The organism is Mesorhizobium sp. LEGMi-168a (assembly GCF_058312955.1).
This window is the reverse complement of record NZ_JBZEGV010000054.1, coordinates 1-14,343: the sequence shown is the minus strand read 5'-3', so window position 1 is coordinate 14,343 and position 14,343 is coordinate 1. Positions and strand designations below refer to the sequence as shown.

The 14,343-nt window shown below is 57.5% G+C and carries 15 protein-coding genes and 4 pseudogenes; 5 read left to right on the top strand and 14 right to left on the bottom strand.

What is annotated here, in order from left to right; all coding sequences use genetic code 11:
• Positions 1 to 117: 117 nt before the first annotated feature.
• The 3 pseudogenes from AC4FWB_RS33190 to AC4FWB_RS33180 all read left to right on the top strand — a co-directional run.
• Positions 118 to 335 (top strand): annotated as a pseudogene (locus AC4FWB_RS33190) (transposase domain-containing protein); the annotation flags it as partial.
• Positions 335 to 628, top strand: a pseudogene (locus AC4FWB_RS33185) (hypothetical protein); the annotation flags it as partial. The pseudogenes AC4FWB_RS33190 and AC4FWB_RS33185, both read left to right, overlap by 1 nt.
• A 19-nt stretch (positions 629 to 647) precedes the next feature.
• Positions 648 to 947: pseudogene (locus AC4FWB_RS33180) on the top strand (transposase); the annotation flags it as partial.
• Positions 948 to 1,388: 441 nt separating this feature from the next.
• Here AC4FWB_RS33180 and AC4FWB_RS33175 read toward each other — a convergent pair.
• The 14 genes and pseudogenes from AC4FWB_RS33175 to AC4FWB_RS33110 all read right to left on the bottom strand — a co-directional run bounded on the left by AC4FWB_RS33175 (position 1,389) and on the right by AC4FWB_RS33110 (position 12,981).
• Complete coding sequence (locus tag AC4FWB_RS33175; RefSeq protein ID WP_491030448.1) at positions 1,389 to 1,739, bottom strand: transposase; 351 nt, start codon at positions 1,737 to 1,739, stop codon at positions 1,389 to 1,391.
• Positions 1,670 to 2,626 (bottom strand): IS110 family transposase, encoded by a 957-nt coding sequence (locus AC4FWB_RS33170; protein WP_491030447.1) that lies wholly within the window; start codon positions 2,624 to 2,626, stop codon positions 1,670 to 1,672. Before AC4FWB_RS33170 ends, AC4FWB_RS33175 begins: the two co-directional genes overlap by 70 nt.
• Before the next feature lie 484 nt (positions 2,627 to 3,110).
• Positions 3,111 to 3,884, bottom strand: a complete 774-nt coding sequence (locus AC4FWB_RS33165) for an SDR family NAD(P)-dependent oxidoreductase (protein WP_491030446.1) — start codon at positions 3,882 to 3,884, stop codon at positions 3,111 to 3,113.
• Positions 3,885 to 3,967: 83 nt separating this feature from the next.
• Complete coding sequence (locus tag AC4FWB_RS33160; RefSeq protein ID WP_491030445.1) at positions 3,968 to 4,204, bottom strand: biotin/lipoyl-containing protein; 237 nt, start codon at positions 4,202 to 4,204, stop codon at positions 3,968 to 3,970.
• Positions 4,201 to 5,181, bottom strand: coding sequence for an alpha-ketoacid dehydrogenase subunit beta (locus AC4FWB_RS33155; protein ID WP_491030444.1), 981 nt, complete (start codon positions 5,179 to 5,181; stop codon positions 4,201 to 4,203). Before AC4FWB_RS33155 ends, AC4FWB_RS33160 begins: the two co-directional genes overlap by 4 nt.
• Positions 5,178 to 6,188, bottom strand: a complete 1,011-nt coding sequence (locus AC4FWB_RS33150; RefSeq protein ID WP_491030443.1) for a thiamine pyrophosphate-dependent dehydrogenase E1 component subunit alpha — start codon at positions 6,186 to 6,188, stop codon at positions 5,178 to 5,180. Before AC4FWB_RS33150 ends, AC4FWB_RS33155 begins: the two co-directional genes overlap by 4 nt.
• A gap of 168 nt (positions 6,189 to 6,356) precedes the next feature.
• Positions 6,357 to 7,130, bottom strand: coding sequence for an SDR family NAD(P)-dependent oxidoreductase (locus tag AC4FWB_RS33145; protein ID WP_491030442.1), 774 nt, complete (start codon positions 7,128 to 7,130; stop codon positions 6,357 to 6,359).
• A gap of 262 nt (positions 7,131 to 7,392) precedes the next feature.
• The gene (gene proX / locus AC4FWB_RS33140) at positions 7,393 to 8,370 is read right to left on the bottom strand and encodes a glycine betaine/L-proline ABC transporter substrate-binding protein ProX (protein WP_491030441.1); all 978 of its coding nucleotides are present in this window, start codon (positions 8,368 to 8,370) and stop codon (positions 7,393 to 7,395) included.
• Between the two features lie 502 nt (positions 8,371 to 8,872).
• A complete protein-coding gene (locus AC4FWB_RS33135) occupies positions 8,873 to 9,313 on the bottom strand; it encodes a SemiSWEET family sugar transporter (protein WP_491030440.1) in 441 nt (146 codons plus the stop codon).
• 215 nt (positions 9,314 to 9,528) lie between these two features.
• Positions 9,529 to 9,711, bottom strand: a complete 183-nt coding sequence (locus AC4FWB_RS33130) for a tautomerase family protein (RefSeq protein ID WP_491030439.1) — start codon at positions 9,709 to 9,711, stop codon at positions 9,529 to 9,531.
• A 96-nt stretch (positions 9,712 to 9,807) separates the two neighbouring features.
• Positions 9,808 to 9,990, bottom strand: a pseudogene (locus AC4FWB_RS33125) (mandelate racemase); the annotation flags it as partial.
• Positions 9,991 to 10,736: 746 nt separating this feature from the next.
• Entirely contained in the window at positions 10,737 to 10,874 is a 138-nt protein-coding gene (locus AC4FWB_RS33120; protein ID WP_491030438.1) for a hypothetical protein, read from the bottom strand.
• A 382-nt stretch (positions 10,875 to 11,256) separates the two neighbouring features.
• Positions 11,257 to 11,622 carry a response regulator gene (locus AC4FWB_RS33115; RefSeq protein ID WP_491030437.1) on the bottom strand — a complete coding sequence of 122 codons (366 nt, stop codon included), beginning with the start codon at positions 11,620 to 11,622 and terminating at the stop codon, positions 11,257 to 11,259.
• 111 nt (positions 11,623 to 11,733) lie between these two features.
• Positions 11,734 to 12,981 (bottom strand): M24 family metallopeptidase, encoded by a 1,248-nt coding sequence (locus AC4FWB_RS33110; protein WP_491030436.1) that lies wholly within the window; start codon positions 12,979 to 12,981, stop codon positions 11,734 to 11,736.
• Between the two features lie 295 nt (positions 12,982 to 13,276).
• Here AC4FWB_RS33110 and AC4FWB_RS33105 point away from each other — a divergent pair, with 295 nt between their 5' ends.
• Together AC4FWB_RS33105 and AC4FWB_RS33100 are read left to right on the top strand one after the other, a co-directional pair.
• Positions 13,277 to 14,137, top strand: a complete 861-nt coding sequence (locus AC4FWB_RS33105) for an SDR family NAD(P)-dependent oxidoreductase (RefSeq protein WP_491030435.1) — start codon at positions 13,277 to 13,279, stop codon at positions 14,135 to 14,137.
• Positions 14,115 to 14,343 (top strand): SDR family NAD(P)-dependent oxidoreductase (locus AC4FWB_RS33100; protein ID WP_491030434.1); only part of this gene is annotated, 229 nt, incomplete at its 3' end. The genes AC4FWB_RS33105 and AC4FWB_RS33100, both read left to right, overlap by 23 nt.

Genomic DNA, 14,343 nt, shown 5'->3' with positions numbered 1-14,343 from the left:
GAGAACCGACCGTCAAATCCGGCCCGGAAAGTGTCCGGGACTTAGCGGAATCGCTGTCCGGGATTTAGCGGAATTGCTGTCCGCGACTTACCGAAATCGGTGTCCGGGACTTACTGAAACACGCAATTTGCCGGCGCCGACACCGGCGTGGAGACCCTGGGCTCGCGCCATGACAATCATCGAGACGGCCAAGATGGACGGCATCGATCATCGATCCACAGGCATATCTCGCAGACGTGCTCGACCGAATCCACGATCACAAGATCAATCGCCTCGACGAGCTGCTTCCCTGGAGTTGGTCACCTGTCACCGCCATCTCCGCCGAGGCTGCCTGATGGCAACGGTAACCCATGTGTTCAGCATCGACTACGTCGCCAAGTTGCTCGACGAAGATGCCGAACTCCTTCAGGCGATCGTCAGCAACGACGACAACCTGAGCTACGGCGGCATCATCAGCGTCTACACCGGGCCGGACGAGGCAATAACTTCGCTTACCCGCGACGGAATGGAAGAGCTGGAGCAAATGCTTGCCAATGCGCGCCGCACCGCTGACGAATGGAATGACTTCCTCGAAGCCTTCGTCGATGGCCAGGAACTCATCGCTCGCATCAAAGCGAAATCTCCGCGGCAACAACCGGGCGGTTACGATCAGTCGCATCCTCGCCGACGCCGGCTATCGCGGCCACAATGCACCCGGCAGCCACAAGTTCAGGGTCTTCACCGCCGGCCAGAAACGCCGCGTCACCCCAGCCATCAAGCGGCAGATGCGCCGCCGCTCCGCCATCGAGTCCGTGATCGGCCACATCAAGGCCGAGCACCGAATGGGCCGCAACTACCTCGCCGGCGAGCAGGGCGACGCCGTCAACGCCGTCCTGGCCGCCGCAGGCTACAACTTGTATGGGGCGATGATTGTCAAGCTTGCTCTTCGTTCGTTTCCTCATCTCCTGGTTCGGCCAGTTGGCGACCATCTCCTCGTCCCGACCTGGGGCTTCGAACGGCCCGCCGCGCGCAGTGACGGTCAAGGGTGGGCCGCAGGCCCATCGCGCAGCGACTTGTCTTTGACAGTCGCGAGCACGGCGGCAGGCTTTCTCGGGTCGGTGAGCCCCTTTCTTGCGGGGGCCAAAACGCCGACGACAGATTCCGAGGCGAGCTCGCCGAGCCAGGCGCGAAGGTCCGCGCGGCAGACTTGTATGCGGTAGATCCCCGTGGATCTGAACCATGATGCAGCATGCGCATCGGTGGCGAAGCTCCGGGGCGGCGGGCCCATTCTTCAGAACGGCCTGGAAACACCATGTTGTAGCGCGGGTCACCGCCACCTCGGATCGTCATCGGCAGACCCGGCTGCGGGACCGCCAATTGGCTTATTCTCCTCTTCCCACGTGCCCTCATCACGCCGCACGCAAGACGACGCCCTGCGGCACCTCGCTGGTGGTGACGAGACGCCACAGCGCAATCAGCAGCTTGCGAGCCAGCGCCACGATCATTGTCTTGCGTGTGGTTTTGCGGCCATCAGCCGTTCGCGCCTGGTACCATTGGGTGAGGTCGCTGTCCTTCTGGAAGCTTAGAAACCGCCACGCCAGTTGAATCATGCCGCGCCGCACGCTGGCATTGCCGGAGCGTGCCAACCCCTTCTCGCGCCGGCGTTGGCCGCTCTCGTCCGGCGACCCCGTCAGCCCGGCATAGCGCGCCACGGCGCGGCGATCGCGCAAGCCACGCGACAGCGCCTCGTGGACCAGCATGTCGGCCGTCTCGACGCCGATGCCGATGATCCGCGCGATGAGGCGTACCATCCGTGCGGGCCGCTCGCCGCCGCAGCCGGGGCGGCCAGCCAGCGCAGGCGTTCCTGCTCGACGGCGCGGATCTGCTCACGCACCAGGCTGAGCCGCGCAAGCAAGCGGGAGAGCTCGGCGCGGGTGTTGTCTGCCAACGGCGTCCCCTCCGCCGTGCGGATGGCCGCGAGCATGTCCGCCGCGTTGCGCAGGCTTAAGCGGAAGCTGCGGATGCCGAAGCGGGTGAGGACCGCCTTGATGCGGTTGACGAGCCGCGTCTGCTCGCCGACCAGGCTCTCCCGCTCGCGGTTCGGCCGCCGCGCGTCCTCCTCCTTGAGCGTCGAGATTGCCGTCATGGAGCAGTGGCGCTTCTCGCCGCGCAGCCAGCCGAGAAAGGCGCGCATCAAAAGCTCGGTGTCGAGCCGATCGGTCTTGGCGCGGCGGTGCTCGCGCGACACCGCAACGCTGGCGGCGTGGATGGCGTAGGCCTCGATATCGCGCGCCTTGAGCCAGCGCGCCAGCCAGAAGCCGTCGCCGGCCGCCTCATAGGCGACGGCGATGCGCTTGACCGGGTGCCCGGCCCGGCCGGCTTCGTCGCGCCAGCGCTGCAACAGCTTCAAAAATGCTGGCGCATCGGCATCGAGCTTCTTGAGCGGCTGGCGTTTGAGGCCTGGAACAAGCGCGGCGACGAGCCACTTCGTCTTGCTCATTTCGATGACGGCAATGATCGTGTTATCCTGTTCAAGAGCGGTGAGGGACCGGCTCGCGTCAAAAGCTTGCGACATGGGGGCGCTCCTTCTGATGGTGATTCTGGAGCGCCGAATGATGCCACACCCTCGCCGCTCGCCCCATATCATCTTCTCCCTCGTGCTCAGGTGGCTGAAGGCTCTTTTGTGGCTTCTCATCGCCGCCCTCCAAAGTCAACCGAAGGAACTCGAAGCCTGATCCCCCTCATAGTTCACGGCAGACGACGGACGCTGTTGGAGCGGATCGAGACCGGGTCGCTGTCTCGGATGGATTACAGTAGGAAGCCTGGTTCCGCCATCCAGCTGGCCGCATCGCAGGTCGCAACCGCGACACTGTCTCACGCAGCTGACTCCAACCTTCCGTATCTGGTTGGCCACGCACGCTAGGCTTCCTTCCGGAAGATTAGCTGTTTATCTGAGCCACGCAGCCTCGAGCCCCGCATTGCGCAGGCCGTCGATTTGTCCAGTTGCGGCGATTGCGTTCGTAAACTTTTTTCGCCGGACTCAATGGCAATGCCCAGAAGCGATATTTCCCCTCTGGCTTGCCGGCCCTGCCGCAATCTTCGCAGTGAGAAAAAGCATGCTCGTCGCACAGCTAACCCCCTATATAGGAACCACCATTAACGTGAATTGCCTGACCGAAGATGTAACTCGATGCATTGCTGCAAAGAAAAAGGACCGCGTTCGCGACTTCGTCCGTTGTTCCCACTCGGCCGGCAGGTGTCTTGGCAATCCAGCTGGCTCCGTTTTCCCTCATGAACTCCTCGATCATTGTTGTATTGATTGTACCGGGAGAGACAGTGTTCACTCGGATCTTCGGGGCGAGCTCTTTCGCCAAGGATTTGGTGAAAGCTAGCACTCCGCCTTTTGACGCCGAGTAATGTACATGCCCCGGCGATCCCGAATGTGCTGCACCTGACGCAATAGTCACGATAGTGCCGCCATTCGCAATAAATGGAATGGCCCGTCTGCAGATGTAGAACAGTCCGTCCAGATTGATCGCCATTGTCCTTCGCCACTGTTCGTCTGTCATAGTGGCAATGGCCTGGCTTTCAAAAATTCCCGCGGCCGGCACTAGGTGATCGATACGTCCGAAGGCAGAGATGCACTTGGAAACGAGCCTATCGGCATCGCAGGCCTCTGTCGCATTGTAGGCAACAGATATTATCCGCTCCCCAGTGGCATCCAATTCCGATGCTAATTTCGACACCCCGTCTTCATTGAAGTCGGCTAACGCCAAGCGCGCACCTTCCCGATAAAACCGTTTTGCAAGTGCACTTCCGATGCCGCCGGCCGCCCCCGTAATAACTGCTACGTGATCCTTCAGGCCGAAACTAGTCGGCATGGGTTCAATATCGCGATGTTGCATAGCTGAGATCGTGGTGAGTATGGTGTCATCGCCTCATGCGCAGTCCAACTGCGCGCAGCTGATTTCAGAAAATGGAAAACGCATCACGTTGGGCGCAGCCGGCAGATGACTACGCCGACCTCAGTCGCTGCGCCTTCCGGAACGCAGATCTCCTCAATCACGCCTGCATGTTGCGCTTCAATCTCAATCGTCGTCTTTTCAGATTCCACTTCCGCTATGACCTGGCCGGGCGAGACGGTAGAGCCTTTGGAAACGTGCCATTTCGTGAGATCGACTTCAACGGTGGCCGCGCCCATTTTGGGGATTTTGATACCAATCATTTTGAATAGCTCCATACAGAGCAGATCGCCTGTTCCAATTGCTTTGGAGAAGGCAGGACTGCAGCTTCGAGGTCAGGATTGTACGGCAGCGGGATGTCAGCCCGCGTAACCCGCTTGATAGGCGCAGTCAGAGACGAAAAGGCGTGTTCACCCAGAACCGCACTTATTTCGGAGGCGTAGCCGCAGCTGCGGTTTGTGTCATCGTATATTACGACGCGTCCCGTCTTGCGCACACTCTCCAACAGGCCGTCTCGATCAAACGGCAGCAATGTGCGGGGATCCCAAACTTCCACACTTATCCCTCGCTGTTCGAACAATGACTCGGCCACCGCGAGCGCCTCAGGAACGAGATGTCCGACAGCCACAACTGTTACGTCTGTTCCGGGCCGCCTGACCTGTCCCTTGCCGAGGGGTACCGTATAGATTTCCTCTGGCACCTCACCCTTTTGAGGGAGGGACATTGCGGACGCGATAAATACGACGGGGTCTTGCTCGCGGACTGCTTGTATCATGAGCCCCTTCGCATCGTAGGCGGTTGACGGGCAGACAACCTTGAAGCCGGCATGCACCAGATATGGGTAAGGGTTGTCGGAGTGTTGACCCGCGTTACCACCTCTCGTTCCGGAAACCATGATGGTATACGTGATCGGCAGATCTGCCTGGCCGCCCAACATCAACCTCATTTTCGCCGCCTGGTTGACCAACTGATCAAATGCGACATAGATCAAAGACGGGACCTGGAACTGGACTATCGGCCGCAATCCAGCCAGCGCTGCGCCTGTGGCGAAGCCCGTGAATCCTGCCTCTGAAATCGGCGTGTCGAGAACCCGGTCGTCTCCAAAGGCAGCGTGCAAGCCCTTTGTTTCGCCTCGAATGCCGCCCCTTATGTCCTCACCAAGGATCATCACCGATTTGTCTTCGGTCATCACCTGTCGGTAGGCCTCGTTCATGGCCTGAAGGAAACGAAGCTGCCTCACTGCTCTGCTCCCTGGGCGGGGGTGTACGGATAAATGGTGGCGTACATGTATTCCAACGCATCTTGCGGCGAAGGGGTTGGACATTGACGAGCGTACTCCACTCCCTCCGCAATTTGCTCATCGACCTCCCGCTGCATGCGCTCGATGTCTTCCGCGGAACAGATTGAGGCGTCGATCAGGTGCTCAGCCCAAAAGCGCAATGGGTCTCGCTCCTTCCACTTCTCGATCTCCTCTTGGGTCCTGTAGGTCGTTTTCATGTGACGTTCGCCAGAGTAATGACCAAAGTATCTGTAGGTATCGCATTGAATGAAGCTCGGACCCCCGCCGGATCGTGCGCGCTCCACAGCAGAAAGGGTCGCTTCGAATACAGCGCCTACATCCATGCCGTCGACTTTGGTACTCGCCATCCCATAGGCTTGCGCACGCTCATACAGTTCTAGGATGGTCACGTCGCGAAGTGGCGTCGTCATCGCGTATAAGTTGTTCTCACAGACAAAGATAACCGGCAGGCGCCAGATTGCCGCAAGGTTCATCGCCTCGTGAACGACGCCTTGATTTATGGCGCCGTCGCCGAAAAACGACACGGCGACATGCGGCTCGCCAGCTGCTTTGAACTTATGTGCCGCGCCGCAGGCGATCGGAGCGCCGGCGCCCACAATTCCATTTGCACCGAAAATGCCTAGTGAAACGTCGGCAATATGCATGGAGCCTCCGCGGCCTCTGTTGTAGCCGGTGGACCTGCCGAAAAGTTCCGCAAACATCTTTCCGACGTCGCCTCCCTTCGCTAGCGTGTGGCCATGTCCTCTATGGGTGCTCGTCAGGATGTCCTTGTCGGACAGCGCGCTGCAGACACCGACCGCGACGGCCTCCTGCCCGCAATATTCGTGACAGCTGCCAGGAATCAGATCGTCGTCAACAAGTTCGACCACCTTCGTGTCGAACTGTCGAATTCGAAACATGTCGGAGTACATCTTCCGTGCCAGCTGGGGTGGCCGAATGTTCGACATCAATTACCTCCGCTCCAGAATTCTTTTGTTATTTGAGTGCGCCTCTGCCGTGACAGCCGCTCATGGAACATTGCCTGACCAGCCAAACCATCTTGATGAATTGCCTGCCACGGAGTTTTCCAGCTCGATCCGCTATCGATCACCATAGGGTTTCGGCCTTCTTGCCGACTACAATGACGTATATCCACCGTCGGCTGACAAAATCGTGCCCGTGCAGTAGCTGGAAGCGTCGCTGGCGAGATAAAGTACAGCTGAAGCGATTTCCTCCGGCTTGCCCATGCGCCCCAGTGGGGTCTGTTGAATCCACCGATCGTGCCATATGGCATTGTCGGTCTTGAACCGGTCGAGCATGTCCGTTGCTATGTAACCGGGCGCAACTGCGTTTACTCGCACGTTGAATTTTGCCCAGGCGCAAGCCAGTGACTTCGTCATCATATGAAGCGCGCCTTTGCTGGCGATATAGCAGGTATTGTTTTGCGGTTGGGTCACGATCAGACCGCACATGGACCCAATATTGACGATGTTTCCGGAACCACGTTCAGTCATATGGCGTCCAAATGCGCGACAACACCAGAAAGGCGCATCGGAGTTGACGCTCATTGTTTTCAGCCACACCTCATCCAGGGTCTCGAGTGCCTCGGCCTTTGGTCCGACACCGGCATTATTGACGAGAATATCGACTGGACTTTCTTTGTTTAAATCGTCGGCTAGAGCCGTAACGTCGGCCGCCTTTGTAATATCAAGAACTCTGTGGCTGACCGCGAGACCCTCACTCGAAAGACTCGAGGCGGCAGAACGCGCAGCCTTCTCATCCAAATCAATGAGCACAACGGCGGCCCCGGCCTGGCCTATAGCACGGCAGATTTCCAGACCAATACCGCGAGCTCCGCCCGTGACAATGGCGCGTTTACCCGCCAGGGAAAATCTTTCGAGGTAGTTCATTCCGATTGGTCTCCTGCTGGGCTGGCGGTCTTTGGTGCCTCACCGTCGATTAGAGCGCGGAGAGGCGTCGCGTGGATTTCGGGCCGTGATCGGCTTGGCCGCATCGGATGTCTGGTGTTCCGACTTCTCGCGCAATCCTCGCCTTGCCATCCTCGAGGACATCGGCAGTGGCACGGCGCCCTATGCCGGTTGCTTTTCTTGCCACCCTAAATGTCTGATACAGTGGAAAGCCAGACGAAATATCCGGCTCTCCGCTATCGCATCACTTCGCAGCCTTGGCGTCGGTGATCCACTTATCCCACTGGGTCTTGTGAGCAGCTATCCAGTCCGTGGCATGCTTCGCGATCTGATCAGGGCTTTTCTCTCCCTCGTAGATCAACTTGTTTTCGGCGGTAACGTCCTCGACGGGGATCGAGAGCTCCTCCAAAAACTTCTTTGCCGAAGGATTGGCTTTCAGCCATTCGGCGTTGGCCATAACTTTTGTATCGTTGACCGGAAACCCCAGATTGCCCAGACCTTCGATTTCTGTGCTACCAGTCTGGCCATCAGGAAGTGAGGTCGACTTGACATTCAGCCATGTGACATCCTTTCCAGGAATTAGGACGCCGGCAATCCAGCCTGGGATCCAGGTATAGTACAGTGTTGGCTTACCCTCTTTGATGCGCTCGATGGCATCCGCCATGATTGCGAAATAGCCGCCTTGCTTGTGCTCGACGGTGTCGCGCAATCCATATGCATCTAGATGATGTTCGATCATACGTTCGCAGCCCCACCCCGGGTCGCAACCAAAAAGATCTGCCTTGCCATTCCCATCAATATCAAACAGCTTAGCTTTTTCCGGATCCTTTAGGTCCTCGAGGTGCTTGATCCCGGTCGCATCCGCCGTCTTTTTGTCGATCAAGTATCCCTGGATGTCACCATGCACGAGCGTGCCCACTGGCATAAGCTTCTCGGCACCGCCAGCCCCCTTCCAGAAGGCATCGTGCAACGGCGTCCAAAACGCCGGATAGAACTGCAGATCTCCGGACGCTACAGCGGTATAGGCGAGTGTAACTTGGACCTGTTCGGGCTGCTCTTCGACGTCGTATCCTAACTCTCGAAAGCCATCCCTTACCAGGTAACCTTGGAAAAGTTCTTCGTTTACGCCACCGATCCAGCCATATTTCACCTGATCTGCACGAGCGGACAGGGTACAGCAGGCTGTTATCGCGAGCGCCGCGAAGACGATTTTAAGCTTCATTTTGTTCTCCCTAGGTCATCGAGCACCATGCTCGGTTTCTTTATTTTTTGTCTCGTTGGACACCTTGTCGGTTTCCTGCGTCACCCTCCTCACGCAGCTGTTCGGCGCAAGCAGCGAGTGTGGAGACGGATTTCCTGCGATTGATGCTCATCGATCGGGCCACTGAACGCAATTGCCTTTTTGTTGAGGCGGCAATAACTACAAGTCATTGTGGAAGGTCGGGTTTAGGACCTCTTAGCGTGCGAACGCCTGCTGCCACCGTTTGTTGTATGGGTTGACCAGCGCTGCGGGTCGGCCCTCCCAGCAAGTCAAAACCCGAGTCCGGGTAAAGCGCTTTCGGTCGCCGAAGTCTATTTCGCGGTGGTCCCGTGAGGCCTATCCCGTGCCACGATCTCAGATCCGAGTCCCGAGAGACGAGGTCACAGCCGCTTGGACGGCTATGTGGCTGCAGCACGCATCGGAAGTGCGGCAGTCAGGTCAATTTCCGCATTGTCGGTGGACGTCACCTTCGACGAGTGATCTCCCGATCGACAGGACTGGCTTGTTCAGCCGGCTGTCTGGCGCTTGCAGCAGCGGGGTCAAGAGCGTCCGCAACCGCATCCTTCTTCGTGCGAGGAAGAAGCGTCATCATGAGAATAAAGGCCGACAGAGCCAGGATGAGCACGTTGGTGATGATCAAAGCCCATTCATTCTTTAGGATTCCAAAGGTGAGCCATAACGCAAATCCGATCACATTGATGGCGTACATCGGGGCCGAAATACTGCCGGTGTCGCGGGTTTTGATGATCTTCCAGGCTTGCGGTGTAAACGCAGTCACGGAGCACAGCGCTGCGAGATAACCAATCACTGTAACCCAATTCATTTGCTCGCCATTTGCCTGCCGGACCAAAATGCAAACTGGATCTGCAAACTCGTCGAGCGGTTTTCGCCGTCCGGAACCCACCGGGCTATGCCCGGATTAAGGGGCAAGATGTCAGACGCCGACCCTGTTGTGAAATCCCACCCGGCGTTCGCCGCGTCGTCCCTCGCGCCCTTGGAGATCGAGGCGCCAAGGGATCGATCTTCCTTAAAGCCAAGGACAGAAGGTTGTCGATGTCATCAGCATAGCTTTCGGGCGCAGCAGTACATAACCACAGATCGTTGCAATGACGAACCGCATCACATCCTGGACCAAAGCTTTCCGCCAGTTGCCCAATTGTTTGGTTCATATTCATCGAAAACCACATGAATCTGTTCTGGTTTCAAGTTCATCGTTTCGCAGAACAGCTTTGTTATTTCGGTAACGAGGTGTGCTTTCTTATCGTCTTCCGCCTTGAACGTCTCAATGTGAATAACAGGCATGATGTTTTCCTCTTCTGTTTTGCTGGTGGTTTGTCAAAATTTACAGCCCCGCTGATAACTTAAAACTCTGCTATGGGTGCGCCGAACATCGCTTCGTCAACGTTCCAACCCAAGCCCAGGTCCAGTCGGGAGCGAGACCCGGCCGCCCCTGATGCGTATTGGGTTCTTCGGATCATAGTGACCTTCGTCAGAGATATCGTTCACCCAGCTACACCTCTCAAACAAATCTGGCCTGACGGTCGCCCCAAGATGGAGGCAAGCCGCCCCGGTGACGTCGCCTCCCCAGCTATCATCACTGGTATGCGGAAGAACGGGCCTCTCATATGTCGCGGAAAGTCGACATTGGCCTCAAACCGTCAATCCGCGCAACCTTCATTCCGAAGCCATCGCATAAACTGCAGCTAGCGGCCTCGACGACGGTGGCCAGGTCGACAGCGCTCTCGTCGATATAGATTGGGTGCACTGAACCCTGCCCCGTAAGGCGGCAATTTCGTCGAGCGTATTGCAGGGTTGCTCAAGAACGAGCGGCAGACCCCTGCACTCTTGGCTGAGAAAGTTGCGTCCCACAGATCAGGCTCCGGTTTCTGTCGACCGCCCAACGCATTCCCTTTTTTGAGGACCTCGCCGACTTTGCGGATCACCTTGATGTCCCGATCGACAGGGCGCCCGCCAATCTTTGTCTGAGTTCGTACATATCCTCCAGCCTGCGCCTCCTTTACGGACCGGACAACATCATTGTCATCGCCAACGCCGATTAAGAAGTAGAATAGAACACGCTCCGCCGTTGCGGCTCCGAGAAGCTCCGTTACTCGCATACCGATGCGCTTGCCGATCAAATCGTGGGCCGAATATCAAAACGCCGCCTTTGCATAAGAGTGTCCATTCAATAGAGGGTTCATCTTGCGATGCAGCAGGACCGGACTAATCGGTGCATCGATCAGGCCTGGGCCCATTCCTATGATTTCGGCGCGGCCTCCAAGGGTGTGGCTAGGAGCATAAGTTGGAGCGATTGCACATGTCTCACCTCAACCAATCACGCCACAATCCGAAACGAGCTGCACAATCTTGGAGTCGAGTTGTGAAAGCGTGGCCTGGCCGATAGTGACCTTCCCTCCCGGGATGGGCAGGCTCTTCTTGGATACCCGAATACGCTTTATCTTCATGATATCCCTCCCGCGAGCTGCGGCTAGCGCACTCCGGCGACCACACCCTTGGCTGATGCAGCTGGCAAACCACCTAGGGAGATGATCGCGCGGTCGCTTCTGCACGCGCGGCAAGCATTCCCTCCAGCGCCCTCGACCTGAGATAACGCCCACTGGCGGCGCACTTCAAATGAGTATTAGTCGCCGGCCGGATAACCATGAGTTATGATCCTGAAACAAAAGCACGAGCTGACACCAAGGTGCCGTGAACACAGCAATCCGCGGCCGATCGCATCTTTTGCCGATTGCGCGCCGGCCTCAATCAGACCTGCACTTGTGATGGAAGCGCCGTCAAGCCGCTCTGATGCCAAGGACCCCTTCCAGCACCCTTGGTGCCGTGCGCTCAAACAATGAGCGTTTGGACAAGGCCAACCATATTGCTCAGGTTGCCAGACCTTTCGAACTGAACAATGTCTTTGAACTCATCAGGGATATCCAGAGCGTTTTGGCCGGTTAGAAATGCAAAGGGGATGTGGCGTCGAACCAGATGTTCTGCCGCAACGAATGTGGCCTCGCCCTGCAACAGCAGACTAAGTAAGGCGGCATCTATCAGCGATGAGGACATGACTATGTCGAGGATGTCCTCGATCGTACTGGTCGGATAGATGACATTTGCGCCTGCCGCGGCAAGAGCGTCACTCAGCAGGAAGGCGAAACCGCTATCATCCGAACCAATCAGGATCTTGCGGCCCACAAGCTGTTGGCCCAACTCGCCATCTCCTGGACTTGATCCGTTGCCTCGTCTGCTTCGGATCAACATGATTTGCGCTGCAAAGTTGCTCGTCCGCCGCCGCTGGCGGTCAATTAAAGAGGCCCGCTTCTAACTCAAAAGACGGTCGTCAAACGGATAGTTTGACAGCAATTCGTAGCCATCGGGGGTGACGAGCAGCTGTTCTTCAAGCTTCACTCCGTCTCTTTCGCCGACCGCTCCTATATAGCTTTCAACACAGATCACCATGCCCGGCTCGAGTGTGGCATCGTAAGCCACGGGGCCGCGGAACAACGGCTTGACCTGCGGATATTCGTCGCACATTCCGACGCCGTGTATCAAGCAGCTGTAAGCTTGCGCCTGAAATTCCTCCGGCACCGGCCATGCGGAAGCCTGCAACTGCTTCATAGTGACCCCTGGCCGAATGCGCTTCATGTTCGTCTGCAGTTCGTCATAGGCAAGTTGATAAAGCTGACGTTGCCGGGCGGTAGGCCGATCATTGCCGTAGTAGAAGGTTCGCGAAATGTCGCAGAAGTACCCGAATGGGCCCACCATGTCGGTGTCGAATCCTACCAGGTCGCCGGGTTCAATGACCCGTTGAGTGGCCTCCTGCAGCCAGGGATTAATCCGCGGTCCGGACGCTAGCATACGCCCCTCATGCCAGCCACCCTGGTTGGCGAGGTTTGTATAATTGAGAATGCCCCATAGCTGAGCCTCCGTGACGCCTGGCCCCATACTGTCCTGCATGCGTGCGATGCCGTGCTCGGCCACTGCGCATGCCCATCGGATGCAGGCTATCTCGTCTTCGGATTTTATAACCCGCGCCCTTTCGACGATGTCGACGGCGTCAATAACCTCCAATCCACGCTGCAGAAGCGCCTGGGTTATGCTCGGGTTTACATATTCGACCGCGACTTTGCGGTTGGTGCTTCCGATTTCGCTCAGGAATGCCACGATGTCCCCGGCGAGCAGCCTCGCTCCCTCTGCCAGTTCGGCGCCTCCTTCGAAAAACGAGATCGGCCGGCCTAGCCTTAAGCGATCAGCGGATGAAGGGTGGCCAGGAGTGCCTTGATGAAGAGTGACGGGGCCGTCGAGCGGCAAGAAGAGATATGTGACTGGAATGTGCGACTGAAACAGAGGGTATGAGTTGTAGCCTACGGCATACCGGATCGTGATGGGGCTTACCAAGACACACATTGCGACATCAGCTTGGCGCATCGCAGCTCTGAGCCGCTCCTTCCGATAGCCATCGAGTCTGTTGAAGTCTATGTCCGGCATCGGTCGAAACTGCCGCAAGTCACTCCAGTTATCGTGCAGCAGGAGGCTATCTGGGCCGGCAGAAAACTTGCTCTCGGTCATTGCCCTGGCATCTCACTCCCTTCGGCCTTCATCCTCATACCGGCGGTGCGGCCAGAAAGCTGGCAGTCCAGCATCCAGAAATCTGTAGGGAGCGGATGCTCTCGCTTCAAATGAGTATTAATTCTGGGAGCATAACTTAGACTCATGATCGTGCTTGCGGGCAAACCTTGGCGCCAGCTGCGATGGGGTTCTCATTGTCCCAAGCGAGATCCGCCGAGCAAGACTGTCGTCTGCTCTGATCTGCCGGACGGCCGACGATAACTTCAGCTTGTTCGCCGCATGATTTTTTGGTTGCTTGCGAAAAGAACCGGACCAGAGGTATGCCAACTCAATCAAGAAACTGGCCGACGAAGATATTCGCAAGGCCGCATCACTTGGCTGGGTAAGCAATTCCATGACGAATTCGGACAAGGTGGTAATCGTTACCGGTGCGACATCCGGGATAGGCGAGGCCGTTGCAGAGGCGTTTGCCGCGACAGGCGCGTCACTCATGTTGGTTGGCAGAGATCGCGAACGAGGCCAAAGGACGCTGGAATCGGCTCGGAAGCTAAATTGCCAGGCCGAATTGATGCTCGGCGATGTGGCTGACCCGGCTTTCGCGAACCGGGTGGTTGAAAACACCGTACAAAGGTTTGGCAAGGTCAGCGTGCTGGTCAACAGCGCCGGGATCATCCGGCGCGGTGATGCAGTAGAGACATCGGATGATGACTGGCGTCGGACTTTCGAGGCCAATGTGAACGGGGTATTCTACTTCAGCCGCGCCGTCGTGAAGGCCATGCGGCTCACCGGCGGTGGAAGCATTGTCAACATAGCCTCGAACGTGGGATTGGTTGGCTGTCCAGGATTGGCTGCCTATTGCGCATCGAAGGGCGCCGTCGTTTCGCTGACCCAAGCCATGGCCTTGGACCACGCAAAAGAGCAGATTACAATCAATGCCGTATGCCCCGGCGCGGTGGACACGCCGATGCTCGTTTCAGCTCATACCAAACCGGTCACAGCGGCCGAAGTTCTTCAAAGGAACATCGATTCAAGTCCTCAGGGCCGCGTGGCGGCGCCGATGGAAATCGCGAGTTTGGCCCTCTTTCTTGCAAGCGAGGGAGCCAGGCACATCACAGGGGTTGCCATTCCAATAGATGGCGGCTTCACGGCGGGATAAGGAGGAATTCTTGGGGACTCGGTTATCAGGAAAGGTTGCCATCGTTACCGGTGGCAATCGAGGCATAGGGCGCGCAATCGCCGAAACGCTCGCGCAAGAAGACGCCATGGTCGTCATCGGCGATCTGCGCAACGATAACTCCGCTGGTTCCGGCGGCGTTGAGCGCCTCACATTCGTGTCTCTCGACGTCACGGACGAAGCTTCAA

Excerpts from the sequence above, each read along its gene's own strand:
- AC4FWB_RS33110 (WP_491030436.1), bottom strand. The coding sequence starts at position 12,981 with ATGACCGAGAGCAAGTTTTCTGCCGGCCCAGATAGCCTCCTGCTGCAC.
- AC4FWB_RS33160 (WP_491030445.1), bottom strand. The coding sequence starts at position 4,204 with ATGATTGGTATCAAAATCCCCAAAATGGGCGCGGCCACCGTTGAAGTC.
- AC4FWB_RS33165 (WP_491030446.1), bottom strand. The coding sequence starts at position 3,884 with ATGCAACATCGCGATATTGAACCCATGCCGACTAGTTTCGGCCTGAAG.
- proX (WP_491030441.1), bottom strand. The coding sequence starts at position 8,370 with ATGAAGCTTAAAATCGTCTTCGCGGCGCTCGCGATAACAGCCTGCTGT.
- AC4FWB_RS33150 (WP_491030443.1), bottom strand. The coding sequence starts at position 6,188 with ATGTCGAACATTCGGCCACCCCAGCTGGCACGGAAGATGTACTCCGAC.
- AC4FWB_RS33145 (WP_491030442.1), bottom strand. The coding sequence starts at position 7,130 with ATGAACTACCTCGAAAGATTTTCCCTGGCGGGTAAACGCGCCATTGTC.
- AC4FWB_RS33175 (WP_491030448.1), bottom strand. The coding sequence starts at position 1,739 with ATGCTGGTCCACGAGGCGCTGTCGCGTGGCTTGCGCGATCGCCGCGCC.
- AC4FWB_RS33130 (WP_491030439.1), bottom strand. The coding sequence starts at position 9,711 with ATGCCTGTTATTCACATTGAGACGTTCAAGGCGGAAGACGATAAGAAA.
- AC4FWB_RS33120 (WP_491030438.1), bottom strand. The coding sequence starts at position 10,874 with ATGAAGATAAAGCGTATTCGGGTATCCAAGAAGAGCCTGCCCATCCCG.
- AC4FWB_RS33170 (WP_491030447.1), bottom strand. The coding sequence starts at position 2,626 with ATGATATGGGGCGAGCGGCGAGGGTGTGGCATCATTCGGCGCTCCAGA.